This is a genomic window from Streptomyces niger (assembly GCF_000718305.1).
GTDB classification, from domain to species: Bacteria; Actinomycetota; Actinomycetes; order Streptomycetales; family Streptomycetaceae; genus Streptomyces; species Streptomyces niger.
In genome coordinates, this window is record NZ_JOFQ01000001.1 from 644,672 (window position 1) to 662,888 (window position 18,217).

Here is an 18,217-nt window from a genome sequence, read left to right on the forward strand (position 1 = left end):
GCGACGAGGGCGCGTGCTATGCATACGTATGAACAACACGGCGATGCGCCGACCCTAGAGAGGGCGGTGGGGGGCGTCAAGAGGTGGCACGCGGTCAGCCGTCGTGCGTACCGGGTGTCCCGGTACGCGGCGCGGCGAGCGTCCGGAAGGCGTCCATCAGGACCTGTGCCGTGTTGTAGAGCACCAGCTGGGCACCGGCCCGCTCGGCGGCCCGGGCAGCGGCCGTGCCGGGCACGATGGACATGACCGCACGGCCGGCGTCGTGCGCCGCCCGGTACGTCGCGGCGATGAGCCCGTCGAGGGTCTCCTTCGGCGGGAACCCGCAGTCCACGGCGAGGTCGGCCGGGCCGACCAGGATTGCGTCGATGCCGTCCGTCGCGACGATCTCCGGGGCCGCGGCGCACGCCCGCGCCGTCTCGATCATCGCCACGACCAGGGTCTCCTCCGCGGCGGCCAGGTGCTCGGCCGCGGTGACCGTGCCGAATCGGCCCGCCCTGCTGTACGTGGCGAAGCCCCGCTCCCCCAGCGGTGGATAGCGGTCCCCCGCCACCGCCCGCCGCGCGTCCGCCGCGCTGTCGATGTGCGGATGGATGATGCCGGCAGCGCCCAGGTCCAGGCAGCGCAGGGCGAGCGCGGGCTCGGCGGAACCGACCCGGACCAGTACGTCGATGCCCTGCGCTGCGGCCGCGGTCAGATGGTGCTGCAGCGCCGTCGTGTCGGCCGGGCCGTGCTCGCAGTCGATGACCACGTAGTCCAGGCCGGCCACCCCCGCCATCTCCACCAGCGTCTCCGACGGCAATCGGAGCAACGCACCGTGGAGCCGTTCCCCCGCGGCCAGCCGCTGCTTGAGGGAGCGTCGCGCCGGCGGTGCCGGGCGCCCCTCCGTCGCGCCCGTCATCGCGCCACCATCCCCGCGGAGAGGTCGATGTCGGCGCCGCACAGGCCCGGCATGCGCAGCATCGCCGTCACGGCGGCCCCCACCTCTTCCTCGGTGACCATCCGGCCGAGCGCCGACCGGGACACGAAGGCCGCTTCCGCCTCCTCGTAGCTGCTGCCGGTGCGCTCCGCCTCCAGGCGGAAGTTGCGTGCCATCCGCGGGCCGGACACCGGGCCGGGCGAGAGCGAGTTCACCGTGACGCCCAGCGGTCCCACCTCGCCCGCCAGTGTGGTGGTGAGGCCGATGACCGCCATCTTGGACGCGCAGTAGGGGGTGCGGCGCAGCAACGGCCGCTTCCCCGACACCGAAGCGATGTTGATGACGTCGCCCGCGCCGCGCGCCGTCATGGCGGGCAGGAAGGCCTGGCACATCAGGAACACACCGCGGACGTTCACGGCGAAGACCTCGTCCCAGTCGTCCGCCGTGATGTCGGTCAGCGGGGCCACCGGTCCCGCGATGCCGGCGTTGTTGACGAGAACGGAGATCTCCTCACCGGCGAGGCTGTCGGCGAGCGCGGTCACCTCGGCCGGGTCGGACACGTCGCAGACGCGGTGGGAGACGCCGGGGCCGAGCCGCGTTGCCGTCTCCTTCAGGTTGCGTTCGTTGCGGCCGGTGATCACGACCCGTGCGCCGTCCGTCAGCAGGGCGCTGGTGATGGCGGCTCCCAGCCCGCTGCCCCCGCCGCTGACGAGTGCGGTACGCCCGGCCAGCGGCGCCGTTCCGCCCGTCATACGGCACCTCCGGTGTCCCGTGTCGGGCGACCGTTGCCGGGCTCCGCGCTGCCGACGCGCGTCGCATCGACGAGTTCGGGGGGTGGTGGACATCGCAGCATGGTGACTCTCCTCGGAAGGGTGCCGGAGGGGGTGGAAGGGTGTGGGAGGGGGTGGGAGCGGACGAGCGGTGGTGAGAGAGTTCGGGCGGGGGTGAGTGGGTGTTCAGGTGAGGGGTGGACGCGTACGCGGCGTCGCGCGCGTTTCCTCCGCCGCCGCGACCAGGTCGCGTACCGCGGTGGCGACGGGCCCCGGTTCCTGAACGGGGAGCAGGTGGCCGGCGCCGGGGACCTCGGTCAGCCGGGCGTGCGGTACGGCGTCGGCGATCGCACGGTGGAAGTCCGGCGGGCACAACGCGTCCCGCGTGCCGTACAGGACGGTCACGGGGCAGCGGACGGTGCGCAGTGTGTCCTGCGCGTCGGTGCGGGTCGCCTGGGCGGCGAGCTGGGCGCGGGCGGCGACCGGGCCGACCCTGCGGGCCATGTCCCGGTAGCGGCGGGCCGGTTCGCGTGGCGGGTCGGGCACATCGAACATGCCGGGCAGGGTCCGCTCCACGACCTCCTCGAAGCGGCCCTCGGCGATCAGCCCGTCCATGGCGCGCCAGGCGGCGTACTGCTCCGGGCGCGGCGCCCCCGCGTTGGTCGACATCGCGCAGAACCCCGCGACCCGTCCGGGCGCTCGGCGCAGTACCTCGAAGCCGACGATCGCCCCGAGGCTGAGCCCCACGAGGACGAAGGGGCCGGGGACCGCCGACAGGACGTCGTCGGCCTGCCGGCCGATGTCGGGCCGGGTCAGCGCGACCTGCCGGACCCGGTGGTGTGCGGGGAACGCCACGCCGGACCAGAGGTCGTGGTCGCACAGCATGCCGGGGACCACCACCAGCGGCAGCGGGCCGGGCGCCGCGTCCGGAGCTGCGGTGGACATCAGCGCCGCGCGGAGCGGGGCAGCAGGGCGTACGGGGCGACGTAGCCGTTGTGGTCGACACCGAGGCCGGCGTCGGCCGCGGCCTTGACGACCTCCTCGTCCCACTCCAGACGCACCCGGCCGTCGCCGCCGTTGACGATCAGGACGTCGCCCTCGGACTCCCCGACGTTGCGGAGGGTGCGCCAGGCGCCCTCGGGGACGGAGAGGATGTCGCGCGGCCCCAGGCGCACCGAGACCGGGTCGGTGCGGTTCAGGGTGACCTCCCAGAGCCCGTCCTTGACGATCAGCGCCTGGGTCTCGTGCTGGCGGTGCCACGAGACGCCCTGCCCCGGCTCGGCGCGCAGCCAGGCGGCGTTGTGGCCGTGCGGGTTGTGGATCCGCGGCTCCTGGTGCAGGTCCTCGGTCATGCCGTAGCCGATGACGCAGCTCAGTCGCGCCCCGCCACCCGGCAGCGTGCTGTCGAGGAAGGGGCGGTCGGACCAGACCAGTTCGTCGGACGCGGCGACGCGTCGGTTCATCTGCTCGGTGCTGTAGCTGCGCAGCCGGTCGATGTACTCCTGCGCCATCGGCTGGGTCAGCTCGGTGTCGGCGGGCACCTCGTCGCCGGCGACCGTGTCGATGAGCTTGTTGTCAGCCGTGAGGTACAGGCCGTGGCCCTCCGCTTCGCGCAGCACCGAGGGGCCCCAGATGATGCCGCCGGTGTTGTCCATGCCGAGGACGGTGAACATCCAGCCGTCGTCCGGTCCGGTGTTGGTGAAGCCGCGGAAGATCCAGGTGGGGATCGAGGCCACGTCGCCGGCCTTGAGGGTCAGCTCGCCCTCGTCGCCGTCGGCGCCCCAACGCAGCAGGTATTCGCCCTCGGTGCAGATGAACACCTCGGCGGTGTAGTGCAGGTGGAGGTTGTTGGTGACGCCGTTCGGCATGGCCGCCGCGCCGATCTGGAAGCCGTGCGGGAGGCGGAGGTTGACGTGCTGCCCGGAGGACTGCGAGACCCCGGGCCCGATCATCGCGTAGTTCTCCTTCCGGTCCGAGCCGGGCGTACGGCAGTCGATGAAGGCCTGGTTGCAGGAGACGAAGTCGCTGCGGCGGATCGTGCGGCGATCCAGTTCGGCGGTGGTCACGACGACATCGGACACGGTCGCTCCTTCTCTCGGAATTCCCCCGAGGTCTCTCGGAAATTGCCGTGGAATACGTATGCATTGATCTGACAGCTCCGTATCCGGCACTGTCAAGGGGTCGGTGGCGATCGATTGCAGGCGTATGCTGCACAGGAACGGACGCGAGGCCGACTGCCGGGCCCCGGCGTCTACATACGTATACTCCTGGCCGTACGGGCCGGTGCCGCGGACCAGGCGAGGGGATGAGTGCGGGTGGCGATCACGAGTCACGATGTGGCGAGGCTGGCGGGCGTCTCGCAGGCCACGGTCTCCCGTGCGCTCCGTGACGACCACCGGGTGTCGGCGGCCACCCGCGAGAAGGTCCGGCAGGCGGCGCAGGCGCTGAACTACTTCCCCAGCGAGGCCGGACGGACCCTGTCCACCCGCGCCACGCGCCGCGTCGGGGTCATCGTCACCGACCTGACGAACCCGTTCTACCCGCACGTCGTCGCCCCGCTGCACGACGAGCTCCAGGCCCTCGGCTACCGCATGATGCTGATCACCGAGCGGTCCGACGAGGCGGTGGCGGGCGAGAAGCTCCTGGACCAGTCCCTGGACGGGGTGGTCCTGGCGACCGCGACCACCGAGTCCCGGCTGCCGGCCCAGCTGGACCGCCGCGACATCCCCTACGTGTTCCTCAACCGCGACACCGGGCAGCCGGGCGACTACGCGTCCGTCGTGGACAACGAAGGCGGCGGCCGGCTGGTGGCCGGGGTACTCGCCGAGCTGGGGCACCGCCGCATCGCCGGCATCTTCGGCTCGCCCAACACGACCACCGGCCGGGACCGCGAGCTCGGCTTCCGCCTGGCGCTGGCCGAGGCGGGCATCGGCCTGCCGGACAGCCGGGTCGTCCGCGGTGCCTTCGAGTACGCGACGGGGTACGACGCGCTCCCCCGGCTGCTGGCCGCCGACGAGCCGCCCACCGCCGTCTTCTGCGGCAACGACGTGGTCGCCATCGGCGCGCTGAACGCGGCCATCGCGGCCGGGCTGCGGGTGCCGGACGACCTGACGGTGATCGGCTTCGACGACCTGCCGATGGCCGACTGGGAGGTGTTCCGTCTGACCACCGTCCGCCACGACCTGCGGGAACTGGCCCGCCAGGCAGCCCGTCTGCTGGTGCGCCGGATCACCGGGGAGGCCGATCCGGCCGGCGAACGCCTCGTCCTGCCGACCGAATTCGTACCCCGGGCCACACACGCGCGCCTGCACTGACCCACCCGCTCGCCGGATCGCCGGTCAGCGTTGCGGTGCGCTCTCGCGCCGGGCGGCCGGGCCGCGGGCGCCGGCGTCCGGTGGCTCCGTACCGTCGGAGCGGGCCGGCGATTGCGTACCGGCGGAGTGGCCGGTGCCGGAGCCGCTGCCGTACTTGCGCTGGAGCCGCAGGCCCACGGTGACGAGGACCGCGGCCAGGCCGAACGTAAGCCAGAGTTCGAGGCGGTGTCCGGGCAGGATCGCCATCAGGACCAGCACGCCCGCGATGAAGACGATCGTCGCCACGGTGAGGTACGGGAAGAGCCACATCCGCACTTCGGCGGGTTCCTGCCGGCGGCGCCGGGTGGCGTACTGGGTGACCGCGATGACCAGGTACATCATCAGCGCGATCGCTCCGCTGGACGCCAGCAGGTACGTGAAGACCTGCGGCATCAGGTAGTTGGCGAGGACCGCGACGATGCCGACGACGGTGGACGCGGCGACCGCGTTGCGGGGCACGCCACCGCGCGAGACGACCGCGAAGGCCGTCGGTGCGTCCTTGCGCCGCGCGAGGGAGAAGGCCATGCGGGAGGCGGTGTAGATGGCCGAGTTCAGGCAGCTGCACACCGCGATGACGACCACCACGTCCATGATCTGGCGTGCGCCCGGGACGTTCATGCGCTCCAGGACGGCCTGGTAGGAGCCGGCGGCCAGCCCTTCGGCGTTCCACGGCACCAGGCTGACCACGAGGAAGATCGAGCCGAGGTAGAAGAGCCCGAGCCGCCACACGACGGCCTTGACGGCCTTCTTGATGTTCTTCTTCGGGTCCTCCGACTCGGCCGCCGCGATGGTGACGATCTCGCTGCCCTGGAAGCTGAACATCGCGGTGAGCAGGGCGGCGAGCACGGCGATGCCGCCCTTGGGCGCGAAGCCGCCGTTGCTCCAGAGGTTCGACACGCCGCTGGTTCCCGAGCCGGGCAGCACGCCGAAGACCGCGAGGAGGCCGAGGACGAGGAAGCCCACGATCGCGATGACCTTCAGCAGCGCGAACCAGTACTCGAACTCGCCGTAGTTCCGGACGGCGAGCAGGTTGGTGCCCGCCAGTACGGCGATGACCGCGAAGGTGGGGAGCCAGCTGGGCACGCCGGTCATGCCGCCGAGCACCTCACCCGCGGCGATGGCCTCGATGGGGATGACCAGGACGTAGAACCACCAGTAGAGCCAGCCGATGGAAAATCCGGCCCAGCGGCCCAGGGCCCGGTCGGCGTAGGTGGAGAAGGAGCCGGTGTCGGGGTTGGCCACGGCCATCTCGCCGAGCATCTGCATGACCAGGACCACCAGCGCGGCGGCGGCCAGGAACGCGAGGATGACGGCGGGGCCCGCGGTGGCGACGGCGGTGGACGAGCCGACGAACAGGCCGGCTCCGATCACACCGCCGATCGAGATCATCGTGATCTGGCGGCCCTTGAGTCCCTGGGTGAGCTGCGCTCCGCCGGGGCTGCCGGAGGGCGGTGGGACGGGTGACTCGTGTGGCATGGGGTGGTCCTCGGGGAGTGTGACGGGCCCCGCCTCCCGGAAGCCGTGGAGGCGGGGCGGACGAGGCTACAGCTGCTCGCGCAGGGCCTCCGGGACGGAGTCGAAGGCACCCGAGTGCCGGCCGATCTCGTCGATGCGCAGGGTGGCGGTGGCGCCGTGCGCCGCCAGGCCCTCGAATGCGGAGATCCGCTCGACGGCCGGGGCCAGCGCTGCCGTGCCCTCCTTGGCGGCGCGCTGGTAGGTCAGCGGCTTGAGGAAGCGGGACACCGAGAGCCCGGCGTTGTAGCGGGCCGTCTTGCCGGTCGGCAGGACGTGGTTGGTGCCGGCGATGCCCTTGTCGGAGTAGGCCACCGTGCTCCAGGGGCCGATGAACAGCGAGCCGTAGTTGGTGAGGTTCCGCAGGTAGAAGTCGTCGTCCTCGGTCTGGATCTCCAGGTGCTCGGGGCCCAGGACGTCGGCCACGGCGACGGCCTCGTCGGCGTTGCGCACGACGATGACGGAGCCGAAGTCGCGCCAGGCGGCGCCGGCGATCTCCCGGGTGGTGAGCGTTTCGAGCTGCCGGTCGATCTCGGCGATGACCTTGCGGCCCAGCTCCTCGGACGTGGTGATCAGCGCGGCCGGGGAGTTCGGTCCGTGCTCGGCCTGGCCGAGCAGGTCGGCGGCGACCCAGGCGGGGTTCGCGGTGTCGTCGGCGAGGACGGCCACCTCGGAAGGGCCGGCGAGCAGGTCGATGCCGACCTGGCCGAACAGCTGCCGCTTGGCCTCGGTGACGAAGGCGTTGCCGGCGCCGACGAGCATGTCGACGGGGGCCTCGCCGAGCAGCCCGAAGGCCATCGCGCCCAGCGCCTGTACGCCGCCGACCGCGAAGACCCGGTCGGCCTGGGAGAGGTACGCGCCGTACAGCACTGCGGGGTGCGCACCGTGCTCTCCCGACGGCGGGGTGCACGCCACGACGGTGGGCACGCCGGCCGCCTTGGCGACGCCGACGGTCATGAAGGCGCTGGCCAGCAGGGGGAAGCGGCCGGCCGGGAGGTAGCCGCCGACCCGGGTGACCGGGACGTAGCGCTGGCCGCCCCGCACGCCCGGGGCGAGCTCTATCTCGAAGTCGGTCAGGTGCTCACGCTGGGCGGAGGCGAAGCGGTGCGTCCGCTCGTAGCCCATTTCGAGCGCGGTACGGACGTCGGGCGGCAGCGCGTCGCCGGACTTCTTCAGCTCGTCGGCGCCGATCTCCAGCTCCCCGGACCAGCCGTCGAGCTCCTCGGCGTAGGCGCGGACGGCGTCGAGGCCCTTGCGCTCGATGGTGGAGAGCATCTCCGAGACGCGCTCGACGACCTTGGGGTCGCGCTGCGCGGGAGGGCCGTCGACGGCCGGCTTCTTGAGCCACTGGAACGGGGCGAGGGCTTGGGCTTCGTCGTGCGTGATCTGCATGTCAGGGACGGTAGAGCGCACACCATCCATAGGACCAGAGGAGTGATTCCTGCGCCTCCCACAGGGTTGCCCTATGCCTCAGCTTGTCCTGTGCCGTGTGCGGGGTGCTCAGCCCTGCACCTCCTCGCGGAGCTCGCGGATGGTGTCCTCCGCGAGGCGGGCGAGCTCGCGGGTGGCCCGGGACAACGGGTGCCCGCGCCGCCTGACCAGCGCGATCGTGTCGTACAGCGGCTCGGCGAAGGGCACGGTGTGCAGTCCGGCCGGGAGGCTCGGGCTGTCGATCACCGCGCGGCTGGCGATCGTGTCGCCCACTCCGGCGGCGGCGAGTTTCAGCGCCGCCTCGACGCGCTCCAGCTCCATCAGCGGTTCCACGCGGACGCCGGCCAGCTGGGCGCGCTCGGCGATCTGCCGCCGGGTCGGGTCCTCCCATCCGTAGTGGGCGTCGTACAGCACGAGCGGTGCCGCGGCGAAGGCCTCGATGGTGACGGGCGCCGCGGCGCGCTCCGGGTCCGCGGTGACGTAGTAGACCTCGTCCCGCATGAGCGGCCGTACGACCAGGCCTTCGTCGTCGATCGGCAGCACCACCAGGCCCGCCTCGATCTTGCCGGCGGCGACGGCGTGGGCGGTCTCGGCGGAGTTCTGCCCGACGAGGCGTACGCGGACGGCGGGGTACCGGGCGTGGAAGGTCTGCGCGAGGTTGGCGAGGAGGTAGTAGTCGGCGTTGCGCAGGACGCCGAAGGTGGCGGTGCCGCCGCCCAGCGATCCGAGGGACCGCACCGCCTTCACGCCGCCGTCCGCGGCGCGCAGCGTCTCCTGTGCGTACGGCAGCAGCTCGCGCCCGGCCGCGGTGAGGGCGAGCCGGCGGCTGCCGCGGACGAACAGGACGGCGTCCAGTTCCTCCTCCAGGCGGCGTACCAACTCCGACACGGAGGCCTGCGCGATCTCCATGGCCGCCGCCGCGGCGGTGAAGGAGCCGAGCCGCTCGGCCTCGGCGAAGGCGCGCAGCTGATTGAGCGTCATGCGGTGGCCCACCGGGTACGAGGGGACGGTGCGGTCGGGGCGTACGGAGGTCGGTGGCCGTCCGGGGTGGCGGGTGCTCCGCAGGGTGTGGCTGTGCGCATGCGCGGCACTATAGGTCAACCCTGTGGACCAGGGGCCGGCGCTTCGGCGGGCAGCCAGCTGCCGTCGGGTGCGCCGAACCACGGGTGCGCACCGCGGCCGTCGTAGATGACCTGGCCGCGGCGTACGGTGACGTCCGGGCGGCCGGTGAAGGTCCACCCCTCGTACGCCGACCAGCCGCACTTGGACCGGGCGTGCTCGGCGGACATGCACCAGGTGCGCTCGGCATCGAAGAGGACGAAGTCGGCGTCCAGCCCCGGGAGGATGCGTCCCTTGCGCCCGGCCAGGCCGAAGAGGTCGGCCGGCGTGGCGGAGGCCAGCCGGGCGATCCGCAGCAGCGCCTCGTCGGCCGGCAGCTCGGGGTGGCGGCGCCGCATTCCGGTGTGGACCGCGGTCAGCAGTTCCTGCGTGCCGGGCAGTCCGGGCGGTGCGTCCGGCACCGGCCGGACCTTCTCCTCGATGGTGTGGGGTGCGTGGTCGCTGCCGATCGTGGCCACGCCGCCGGCCATCAGCGCTGCCCACAGCCGGTCCTGATCATGGGCGGTGCGAAGGGCGGGGCTGAGCCGGAGGCGGGCGCCCTGTCGCCGGGTGTCGGTGGCCGTGAAGGACAGGTGGTGCGCGGTGACTTCGTGGGTGAGGGGCAGTGCGGCGGCGGCCGCGGCACGCAGCAGGTCGGACTCCTCGGCGGAGGAGACGTGCACGACGTGTGTCGCGGTGCCGTGTCTGCGTACCAGCTCGATGACGCGGGCCGCGGCCACGATCCCCCCGGTACGCGGCCGGCGGGACTCGTAGGACGCGTAGCTGTCCGGCGGTGTGAGGAAGGCGTCGAGCAGGGTGAAGACCCCGTCGTCCTCCGCGTGCAGGACGAGGCGGAGACCGCGCTCGGCGGCCAGGGCGAAGATCCGGTCCAGGGTCGCCGGGTCGCGGATGACGTGCGGCGCGGTGTGGTGCCCGGTCATGAACACCTTGACGGAGGTCGCGAGTTGCGGGGTGAGGTCGCGCAGCCGGTCGACGGTCTGCTCGGTCACCCCGAAGTGGAAGCGGTGGTCCACCAGCGAGGTGCCCTCGATGAGTGCGGCCTTCGCGGCGGCCTCGCCCGGATCGGTCAGCGGGGGCCGGGTGTTGGGCATGTCGATGACGGTGGTCACGCCGCCTGCCGCCGCCGCCCGGCTGCCGTGTGCCCAGTCCTCCTTGTGGGTCAGGCCGGGGGTGCGGAAGTGCACGTGCGAGTCGATCACACCGGGCAGGAGGTGGCGGCCCGCCGCGTCCAGTACGCGGTGCGCCGCGGGGCGGGCATCGGGCGCGGTCAGTGCGGTGATGCGGCCACCGTCGACCGCCACGCCGGCGCGGCGCACACCGTCCGGCGTGACCACGCGCGCGCGGATCACCAGGAGGTCGTGGGCCCTGTGTGCGGTGCCGTCCGAGCCCGCTCTCAGGCGGTCAGCGGCCGGCATACCGGGTCCTCCTGGTCGAAGTCGCACAGTGAGGTGATGCGGGCGCTGCCGGTGAGGTGGGCGAGCTTCCGGCTGACGCTGACCCACTGGAGGGTGAGGGAGTCGTCGTCCTCACCGTCTGACGGGCCAGCCGCCGCGACGACGGCCGCGGTGGCGGCGGTGGAACCGCTCGGAGTGTCGATCTCGATCACCCCACGGGGGCAGCCCGCTTCCTGCGCCAGGCGGTGCGGAACGGTGCCGGCGATGGTGGTCGCGGCGGCCAGGCAGGTGGCCCCGGTCAACGCGACGCTGGGGTGCCAGCCGGGGACGGAGACGGCGCGGACGGCCAGCCGGCCCGTCTCGTAACCGCCCACCGCGGCAATCTTGGGGAAGGCGCCGCCGCCGGGCAGGCCGAGGAGTTCGGTGGCGGCGATGCGGATGTCCTGCAGCCGGCCGAAGACGTGCTCACCCGCGGCGAACAGCGCTTCCTTGCTGGTCAGGCCGAGCGATCGGGCATCGACGAAGACGTAGGGGTTGCCGACCGCGACGAGGGAGGCGGCGTGTGCGCCGGCCCGCGTCAGCAGCTGGTCGGTGCAGTGGCCGGTGAGGAGGAACCGGGTGACCGGGAGCGGGGTGTCCTGGACGAAGTGCACGGTGAAGCTGCCGCTGTGGCGGCGTACCTCGTCCACTTCGCACACCACGTGGTCGCCGTTGTTGAGCACGCGGACGCGCACCCGGTCGCCCGGCGCCAGCCGGGGCAGCCAGCCGCGTTCCTCCGCCGCGACGATGGCCGCGAGGATGGAGTGGCCGCAGTTGCCGCGGAAGTCGAAGCGGTCCAGCCCACCGGGGAGCGCCTGGACGAAGCGGTAGTCCAGGTCGAAGAGCGGGTGCTTCGAGGGGTTCAGCAGCGCCATCTTGAGCACGTGTCCCCGGCCGGTGTCGGTCAGCCACTCGCGGACGGTGGTCAGCGCCGGCCGGAGTACGTCCTCGTTCCGCGGCAGCCGGTCGGCGTCCAGCACCACGGTCGGGCACGGCGCGCCCTCCGCCTGCGCGATGTGCGCGGTCATCGGGTTGCCCACGGCACCACCGCCACTGTCCGGCAGCCCGGTGGGGGCGGGGCAGAACTGCTCCAGCCACAGCTCGTGCACCAGCAACGACCAGATGGCGAGCGCGGTGGTGTCGTCGGGCGTCTCGGCCTGTCGCTCGATCAGCCGGGCCACCCGCTGCGGGTCCAACTGACCGCGTCGGCGCAGCCGTTCGCCGGTGAGGAGCTCACGTGCGTACTCCATCAGCGGCGCGCCGGGTCGCAGCATGGCGGCGATCGGGAGGGTGAAGGGCTGCTTGGGCCGGCGGAGCACCGAGTCGGGCAACCGGCCGGCGGCCGCCCGGTAGAGCACCTTCTTGCCCTGCCCGCCCGCCACCTTCCACTCCTGCGGCAGCGCCCGCGCGTGGCGGAGGACCGAGCGCTGGCAGAACGGCAGCCGCACCTCGACCGAGGCCGCCATGGACAGGTGGTCCACCCGGCGCAGGTGGTAGGCGGGCAGCCGGGAGCCGATCTCGAAGTCCGTGAGGGTGCGCAGCCGGTCGGTGCCGGCGGCGCGCAGTCGCGCGGCGATGGCGTCGGCCGGGGAGCCCTCCTGCCGCACGAACGCGCGGTAGTCCGCGGTGTAGAGCGAGGCGCGCAGCTCGCGGGGTACGGCGGCCAGGGCCTCGACGTACGGGGGCACCCAGTCCGTATCTGACGGTGCGTCGACCGCGGCCTTCATCCGGCCGTACCCGCCGAAGAGTTCGTCCGCCGCGTCGCCGGTGAGGGCCACGGTGAAGCCGGCGTCGCGCACCGCCCGGAACAACGCGTACGTGCTGAGGGTGATCGGGTCGGCGTTGGGCTGGCCCAGGTGCCAGACCACGTCCGGCAGCAGGTCGGGGAAGCCCGCCGGATCGATCTCCACCTGGTGGTGGCGGGTGGCGCAGTGCTCGGCGACCTCACGGGCGTAGCCCCGTTCGTCGCAGGGCCAGCTGCCGCGGTAGGCGATGTTGAAGGTGTGCAGGTCGGCGAGGTCTTCCGCGGCCAGCGCGGTGACGAGGCCGGAGTCGAGACCGCCGCTGGTGACGGCGGAGACCGGTACGTCGGCGCGGGTGAGCCGGTGCACTTCCCTGCGCAGCAGTGTTAGCGTCCGTTCGGCGGCCTCCTCCCCATCCTGCTGAACGTCGGCGTCGTCCGGGTGCTCGGGGGCCGGGCGCCGGACGAGGCGGAGTCCGCCGGAGCGGGTGAAGCGGGCGGTGGTGGCGGGTGGCAGCACCTGGACGCCCTCGAACATGGTCTGTTCGCCGAAGGGGGTCTTGGTGGCGAGATAGGCGTCCAGCCCCGGTTCCCAAGGGCGTGCCGTGACGCCGCGGAAGGCGAGCAGGGCGGGCAGTTCGGAGGAGAAGTGCAGGTGTCCGCGTGCCTCATCCCAGTGGTGGTACAGCGGCTTCATGCCGACGTCGTCGGTGACGAGCCAGAGGGTGGGTTCCGTGCGCAGATCGACCAGCGCCACCGAGAACATGCCGTCGAGGTGTTCGGCGAAGGCGGGGCCGAACTCCTGGTACAACGCCGGGATCACCGAGCCGTCGCAGCGGTCGGCGAAGGTGTGGCCACGAGCGGTGAGTAAGTCGCGCAGCTCGTCGTGGTTGTAGATCTCGCCGTTGAAGACGGCCACGATGTTCTCGCCCAGGGTGTAGGGCTGTGCACCGCCGTCCAGGTCCACCACGGCCAGCCGGTCGGCGCCCAGCGCCCACCCGGCACCGGACGTACGGGTCTGCGCGTCGGGGCCGCCGTGCCGCTGGAGCGCGGCCACCGTCCGGAGTTCGTGCGGCGTGGCCCGGGCGTCGAAGTGGCCGAAGATTCTGCACATGTGCGTGGATCACCGAGCCTCGGTCGGGTGCCCTGCCGGTCGCAGCGGCAGCCGCCCCCTCCTCGCCGGTGACACCACACTTCATCGGTGACAGCACACCGTGGTGGCCTCGGCCGTGGCGGTGGTGGCGTTGGCCGCGTTCCCGACTCTCAGGCTGCGCAGGCGGCCGGGGCCCCGCAATTCGTCACCTGGCCCGGCGCGTCCCGGCAACCGGCCGACCCCGGCTCCCCCAAGACGTGCGGCGCCCGGCCGGCCTCACCCCGGTTAGCCCATCCAGGTGAGACCGGCCGCGGCGCGACGCCACGCGGTGCCGTTTGCTTCAGACGGTTCCCGCGGTGAGGCGGGCCGCGACGCACGGCGGCAGGTTGGGGGAAGCCGTGGACAGCTCGATGTAGACCATGCCGTCCGCGACGAGGACCTCGTGCGTGCGTACCGGGCGCCGGGCCGGCGGCGCGTCGACGGCGCCGGTCCGGAGGTCGAATTTCGAGGAGTGCAGCGGGCATTCCACCTCGCAGCCCTCCAGCCAGCCGTCGGCGAGCGAGGCGTCCTGGTGGGTGCAGGTGTCGTCGATGGCGTAGAACTCGCCGCCCTCGGTGTGGAAGACCGAGACGGGCGGGTCGATGTCAAGCCGGTAGGCCTCGCCTCGGGGCAGATCCTCGAGACGGCACGCGGGAATCATCATGACACCTCGGTGCGTATAACGAAACGGATTGCGGTTGGCGCAACAGCGCGATGCCAGTGTGCGGTCGCGCCGGAACCCGTGTCAAGGCACGAAAATCCCGACCACCCCCTCGCTGCACTGTTGCGCACAGCGCAACTATCTCTCTGTCTACGCAACGCGCATCGACCCCCGCCACAGCCCGCGAAAACCTTCCTCGGGCAGGTGAACACGGTGCCGCGCACGGGCCGGTGACGGTCCGGGAGATCTCCGGTAGGCAGTCTTGACGAGGACGAGCTCTCGATGTTCCGTTGCGTATGCCGAAACGCGACGCCTCTTGAGAAACGAATTCACCGCGTGAACCGCCGGCCGCGACGGCGCCGTTCAGGTCGGCCGACGACCTCGGCGGTACGGGCGTCGCGCCGCGCGGTTCGCGCCGTCCACCGTCCCCTGCCCCGGGAGGTCACATGTCCATCCGTGCCATCGACGAGGCGCCTCTGAACGCGTTCCACCGAAAACTCACCTGGGCCTGCGCGGGAGGCCCGTTCCTCGACGGTTACCTGCTCAGCATCATCGGCGTCTCGCTGATCGGCATGAGCAACGAACTGCACCTGACCACGGCGGACGAGAGCCTCATCGGCGCCGCCGCCCTGGTCGGCATCTTCATCGGCGGTCTGTGCTTCGGCGCCGTCACCGACCGGCTCGGCCGGGAAGCGATGTACACCATCGACCTGGCGGTGCTCGTCGGCGGCTCCGTCCTGTCGGTCTTCGCCACCGAGACCTGGCAGTTCGTCATCCTGCGTTTCATCCTCGGCGTCGCCATCGGAGCCGACTACCCGATCGCCACCTCGCTGCTGGCCGAGTGGGTGCCGAACAAGCACCGCGGCCGGCTGCTCGGCGTCCTCATCCTCGCCTGGTACATCGGTGCGGCGGCCGCGTACGCCGTCGGCTTCGTGCTCGCCGAGATCGGTGGTTCCGGCACCTGGCGCTGGATGATCGCCTCCTCCGCCGTACTGAGCGCGCTGATCCTGCTCATGCGCATCGGCACCCCCGAATCACCACTGTGGCTGGTCAACAAGGGCCGCACCGAGGATGCCCAGAAGGCGATCGAACGCGCGCTCGGCCGTACCGTCCCGACCAAGGAGCTGCTCGCCGCCTCGGCCACCGAGCAGTCGCTGCAACAGCACGGATTCCGCGGCCTGTTTCACGGCAGGTACCTGCGCCGGACGCTGTTCTGCGGCCTGTTCTACATGTGTCAGATCACGCCGATGTTCGCGCTCTACACCTTCGGCCCCACCATCCTGGGCTCCTTCGGCCTGGGGGACGGCAACGACAGCAACCTCGGCTCGGCACTGATCAGCATCGTGTTCGTGCTCGGCTGCCTGCCGGCACTGCGGCTGGTGGACCGGATCGGACGGCGCCCCGTCATCGTCTGGTCGTTCGCCCTCATGGCGCTGCCGCTCGTGGTGCTCGGCGGTGGTTCCTCGCTGCCCCTCGCGGTGGTCGTACTGTGTTTCTGCGCCTACGCCCTCTTCTCCGGCGGGCCCACCGTTCTGGAGTGGACCTACCCCAACGAGCTGTTCCCCACCAGCATCCGGGCGACGGCCGGCGGTGTGGCCACCTCCATCAGCCGCGTCGGAGCCGCGGCGGGCACCTACCTGCTGCCGATCTCCCTGAGCACACTGGGCATCGGCGTGACCATGCTGATCGGCGCCGGCATCACACTGCTGGGCTGGCTGGTGTCGGTGCTGTGGGCCGAGGAGACCCGCGGCCGCACACTGGCGGAGACCAGCGCCCTGCCCGCAACGCAACCCACCGCTTCCGTTGAAGACCGCCGCGCGAAACTCCGGGAAGACGAGTACGAAGGATCCTGACGTCGTAGGCACGCCACTCTCCGGCAGCGGGCCGGCCTCGTTCGGGGCCGGCCCGCTGCCGTAACGAGAAGGCCGGTCGTACTGATGGACCGCGTAGGTCGCTCCGATGGGGCCCGGTGCGCGGCCGGGCCGTCACCGGCCACCGCGGGACGGTCGATGCTCTGAAGCGGCTGGTGCAGCCAGTGCTGCAACCTCGGCACACACAATGAGGTCCGTAAGCACTCGTTGCAGTGCCGGATCGACCCGCTGCCGAGCGCTCCCACCGGACAGAGGAGCACCGACGCCATGATCAGCACCACCGACCTTCTGACCACTGCCAGGGCCGAAGCGCTCTTCAGCAGCAGCATGACGGTGGAGTCCCACCCGACGAAGGGGGAACTCGCGGCAGCCGTTACGGAGGCGATCCGCCGGCACGGTGGGACCCGTGGATGTGCCGTTGTGCTCGCCGGAGCCTACGGGGAACACCCGGAGACCGCGGCGCCCCGCATGCGCTGGGCATTGCGGCAGGTTCGTGCGGCCTACCCGCGGAGTGCGCAGTCCGTGCACGGCTCCCGCAGCGACCGATTCCTGATCGCCCCTCGGCTGAAGGAGGCGTCATGACCGGGAGCGAGACGTTCCACGCGGACGGCGAGCACGAGTACCGTGCGGTGTTCCTGGCCTACGAACTCATCGTGGACGCAACGGAGACGCTGGTCCGGCACGGTGTGCAGGTGCCCGAGCCGGCGGAGTTGAGAGCCGCGGCGGCCCGCATGACCACACTGGACGAGGCCTTGAGCGCGATCCGGGAGCTCGGCCGCATGCTGACCGCGGTCATCGCGGGGCAAGCACAGGGGTCTGCTGAGCCCTCCGAAACAGGCGCCTGACACCACGCCGTTGTGCTGCAGCGGCCGGTGCAACGGTCACTGCAACCGTGCACACCAGGACGGGGACGGCAGCCGCACCTCGACCGAGGCCGCCATGGACAGGTGGTCCCCCCGGCGCGGCGCATACGGCCCGAGCAGCCGGTTCCCGCAAAGCAGTCACGGGAGGATTTTGAAGTGCATCGCGATATCGACGCTTCCCCCACCGGAAACCGCGCCGTCGAGTCTCCCTGAAGAGAGGGACAGAGAGCTTCCGCAGTGGGCCGATGACGGCCGCCGAGGTCGCGGACTGGATCGTCGCCTAGTACTCCAGTCCGGTTTCGTGATCTATCCAGTGGGTTCGCTTGCCGTCCGGCGTCGGTGGTGGCTGCGTCGGGCTGTTGCCTGGCGGCGTGTGCGCCAGATGGACCAGTTCAGCAGCGGATCGCTGATCTGTCCGGCGCGAGGGCCTCCGTCGGCCGTACCACCGTGATCGCGGATGGCGGTTACCGGTGCACTGACCTGGTCATCCCACACCGCCGCGAACCAGGCCGACCATCCCGGCGGAACGACACCACTCACCGGCTCGCCCAGCGCGTCGCTACTCGTCGGGCAGGTCGGTCTTGCAGGGCTCGCGCTCGCTCACGGCGACCAACCCAGCACACCCATGGACGCAGTGCAGAAGCAGAGTGTTCGCGATCACGGAGAAACTTCACGGGTGTGGAAGGCGCGACGGACGGTCTCGGCCAGGGCGTGCTTTCGGCGCTCGTGGTCCGGTGGGGAGGTGTCCTGCGCGGTGCCGGAAGGGCCCACATCCGACCAAGTCAGCGCCATGGACGTCACCAGCGCGAGAAGATCCTCTGCCTGCAGCGATGACACGACTCGCCCGTCGCGCTGGGCCTGCGTGATGGCCTGTAGCTTGGCGCCCGTCTCCGGTGCTGCGGCCGCGGTGTTCGTGGGCGTGACTCCCTCCAGCTGAGCCCAGGCGGCAAGCCTGATCAGTTCCGGTTGCGCGAGAGCGGCTTCGTAGAGCCCCGTGGCGTACTGGGCGAGGTCGTCGGCAGTGAAAGGGACCGAGTCGACGACGGTTTGGGAGTGGGCGCGGAAGACGGCGTCGAAGAGGCCGAGCTTGTCACCGAAGTAGGCGTACAACCGAGCTTTGTTGATCCCTGCGGCGGCCGCGATGCGGTCGACGCGGGCACCCGCGATGCCGTGGGCCGCGAAGTCGGTGGTTGCGGCGTCCAGCAGGCGGCGGCGGGTGTCTTCACTCTTGGGGTACGGCACAGCCTCATCATACAAACCAGTTAGTTTTCATCGCGCCCGCGCCCTCTGGTGATGTATGAATGAAAACGAACTGGTTAGTTTTCTCGATCGGATTGGATCGTTTGCATGACTGTGCACGCGTATGCGGTGGAGCGGGCGGGTGGCCCTGTGCAGGTGCGTCAGTACGAACCGGA

At 71.4% G+C, this 18,217-nt stretch carries 15 protein-coding genes and 1 pseudogene; 5 read left to right on the top strand and 11 right to left on the bottom strand.

Going from position 1 to position 18,217, the window contains the following annotated elements:
• Positions 1–94: 94 nt before the first annotated feature.
• The 4 genes from IF20_RS02950 to IF20_RS02965 all read right to left on the bottom strand — a co-directional run bounded on the left by IF20_RS02950 (position 95) and on the right by IF20_RS02965 (position 3,767).
• Positions 95–898, bottom strand: coding sequence for an HpcH/HpaI aldolase family protein (locus IF20_RS02950; protein ID WP_052863279.1), 804 nt, complete (start codon positions 896–898; stop codon positions 95–97).
• On the bottom strand, positions 895–1,668 hold the full coding sequence (locus tag IF20_RS02955) for an SDR family NAD(P)-dependent oxidoreductase (protein WP_052863280.1): 774 nt from the start codon (positions 1,666–1,668) through the stop codon (positions 895–897). The genes IF20_RS02950 and IF20_RS02955 overlap by 4 nt, the downstream gene beginning before the upstream one ends.
• A gap of 204 nt (positions 1,669–1,872) precedes the next feature.
• Complete coding sequence (locus tag IF20_RS02960; RefSeq protein ID WP_110943728.1) at positions 1,873–2,631, bottom strand: alpha/beta fold hydrolase; 759 nt, start codon at positions 2,629–2,631, stop codon at positions 1,873–1,875.
• Positions 2,631–3,767, bottom strand: a complete 1,137-nt coding sequence (locus IF20_RS02965) for a cupin domain-containing protein (protein ID WP_052863281.1) — start codon at positions 3,765–3,767, stop codon at positions 2,631–2,633. The genes IF20_RS02960 and IF20_RS02965 overlap by 1 nt, the downstream gene beginning before the upstream one ends.
• A gap of 234 nt (positions 3,768–4,001) precedes the next feature.
• Here IF20_RS02965 and IF20_RS02970 point away from each other — a divergent pair, with 234 nt between their 5' ends.
• The gene (locus IF20_RS02970) at positions 4,002–5,000 is read left to right on the top strand and encodes a LacI family DNA-binding transcriptional regulator (RefSeq protein ID WP_052863282.1); all 999 of its coding nucleotides are present in this window, start codon (positions 4,002–4,004) and stop codon (positions 4,998–5,000) included.
• Positions 5,001–5,024: 24 nt separating this feature from the next.
• Here IF20_RS02970 and IF20_RS02975 read toward each other — a convergent pair whose 3' ends face one another.
• From IF20_RS02975 to IF20_RS03000, 6 genes are all read right to left on the bottom strand, one after another.
• Entirely contained in the window at positions 5,025–6,515 is a 1,491-nt protein-coding gene (locus IF20_RS02975) for an amino acid permease (protein WP_110943729.1), read from the bottom strand.
• 66 nt (positions 6,516–6,581) lie between these two features.
• The gene (gene hisD, locus IF20_RS02980; RefSeq protein WP_052863283.1) at positions 6,582–7,943 is read right to left on the bottom strand and encodes a histidinol dehydrogenase; all 1,362 of its coding nucleotides are present in this window, start codon (positions 7,941–7,943) and stop codon (positions 6,582–6,584) included.
• A gap of 108 nt (positions 7,944–8,051) precedes the next feature.
• Complete coding sequence (locus IF20_RS02985) at positions 8,052–8,963, bottom strand: LysR family transcriptional regulator (RefSeq protein WP_052863284.1); 912 nt, start codon at positions 8,961–8,963, stop codon at positions 8,052–8,054.
• A 116-nt stretch (positions 8,964–9,079) separates the two neighbouring features.
• Positions 9,080–10,516, bottom strand: coding sequence for a dihydroorotase (locus tag IF20_RS02990; RefSeq protein ID WP_052863285.1), 1,437 nt, complete (start codon positions 10,514–10,516; stop codon positions 9,080–9,082).
• Entirely contained in the window at positions 10,495–13,389 is a 2,895-nt protein-coding gene (gene asnB, locus IF20_RS37285; RefSeq protein ID WP_110943730.1) for an asparagine synthase (glutamine-hydrolyzing), read from the bottom strand. Before asnB ends, IF20_RS02990 begins: the two co-directional genes overlap by 22 nt.
• Positions 13,390–13,708: 319 nt before the next feature.
• The gene (locus IF20_RS03000; RefSeq protein WP_052863286.1) at positions 13,709–14,071 is read right to left on the bottom strand and encodes a bifunctional 3-phenylpropionate/cinnamic acid dioxygenase ferredoxin subunit; all 363 of its coding nucleotides are present in this window, start codon (positions 14,069–14,071) and stop codon (positions 13,709–13,711) included.
• Positions 14,072–14,514: 443 nt separating this feature from the next.
• On the opposite strand from IF20_RS03000, the gene IF20_RS03005 reads away from it, so the two are divergent.
• The 4 genes and pseudogenes from IF20_RS03005 to IF20_RS39775 all read left to right on the top strand — a co-directional run.
• Positions 14,515–15,921, top strand: a complete 1,407-nt coding sequence (locus IF20_RS03005; RefSeq protein ID WP_052863287.1) for an MFS transporter — start codon at positions 14,515–14,517, stop codon at positions 15,919–15,921.
• Positions 15,922–16,206: 285 nt separating this feature from the next.
• Complete coding sequence (locus IF20_RS03010; RefSeq protein ID WP_199896457.1) at positions 16,207–16,521, top strand: hypothetical protein; 315 nt, start codon at positions 16,207–16,209, stop codon at positions 16,519–16,521.
• Entirely contained in the window at positions 16,518–16,784 is a 267-nt protein-coding gene (locus tag IF20_RS03015) for a hypothetical protein (RefSeq protein WP_052863288.1), read from the top strand. Before IF20_RS03010 ends, IF20_RS03015 begins: the two co-directional genes overlap by 4 nt.
• A 426-nt stretch (positions 16,785–17,210) precedes the next feature.
• Positions 17,211–17,315 (top strand): annotated as a pseudogene (locus tag IF20_RS39775) (IS5/IS1182 family transposase); the annotation flags it as partial.
• A gap of 144 nt (positions 17,316–17,459) precedes the next feature.
• On the opposite strand, the gene IF20_RS03020 reads toward IF20_RS39775, so the two are convergent.
• Positions 17,460–18,044 carry a TetR family transcriptional regulator gene (locus tag IF20_RS03020; protein WP_052863289.1) on the bottom strand — a complete coding sequence of 195 codons (585 nt, stop codon included), beginning with the start codon at positions 18,042–18,044 and terminating at the stop codon, positions 17,460–17,462.
• Positions 18,045–18,217: the final 173 nt, after the last annotated feature.

What these genes read in the sequence shown, in the direction of transcription:
- IF20_RS02975 (WP_110943729.1), bottom strand. Translation starts at nt 6,515, where the DNA reads ATGCCACACGAGTCACCCGTCCCACCGCCCTCCGGCAGCCCCGGCGGA.
- IF20_RS02955 (WP_052863280.1), bottom strand. Translation starts at nt 1,668, where the DNA reads ATGACGGGCGGAACGGCGCCGCTGGCCGGGCGTACCGCACTCGTCAGC.
- IF20_RS02985 (WP_052863284.1), bottom strand. Translation starts at nt 8,963, where the DNA reads ATGACGCTCAATCAGCTGCGCGCCTTCGCCGAGGCCGAGCGGCTCGGC.
- IF20_RS02990 (WP_052863285.1), bottom strand. Translation starts at nt 10,516, where the DNA reads ATGCCGGCCGCTGACCGCCTGAGAGCGGGCTCGGACGGCACCGCACAC.
- IF20_RS03015 (WP_052863288.1), top strand. Translation starts at nt 16,518, where the DNA reads ATGACCGGGAGCGAGACGTTCCACGCGGACGGCGAGCACGAGTACCGT.
- IF20_RS03005 (WP_052863287.1), top strand. Translation starts at nt 14,515, where the DNA reads ATGTCCATCCGTGCCATCGACGAGGCGCCTCTGAACGCGTTCCACCGA.
- IF20_RS02950 (WP_052863279.1), bottom strand. Translation starts at nt 898, where the DNA reads ATGACGGGCGCGACGGAGGGGCGCCCGGCACCGCCGGCGCGACGCTCC.
- hisD (WP_052863283.1), bottom strand. Translation starts at nt 7,943, where the DNA reads ATGCAGATCACGCACGACGAAGCCCAAGCCCTCGCCCCGTTCCAGTGG.
- IF20_RS03010 (WP_199896457.1), top strand. Translation starts at nt 16,207, where the DNA reads ATGATCAGCACCACCGACCTTCTGACCACTGCCAGGGCCGAAGCGCTC.
- IF20_RS02960 (WP_110943728.1), bottom strand. Translation starts at nt 2,631, where the DNA reads ATGTCCACCGCAGCTCCGGACGCGGCGCCCGGCCCGCTGCCGCTGGTG.
- IF20_RS03000 (WP_052863286.1), bottom strand. Translation starts at nt 14,071, where the DNA reads ATGATGATTCCCGCGTGCCGTCTCGAGGATCTGCCCCGAGGCGAGGCC.
- asnB (WP_110943730.1), bottom strand. Translation starts at nt 13,389, where the DNA reads ATGTGCAGAATCTTCGGCCACTTCGACGCCCGGGCCACGCCGCACGAA.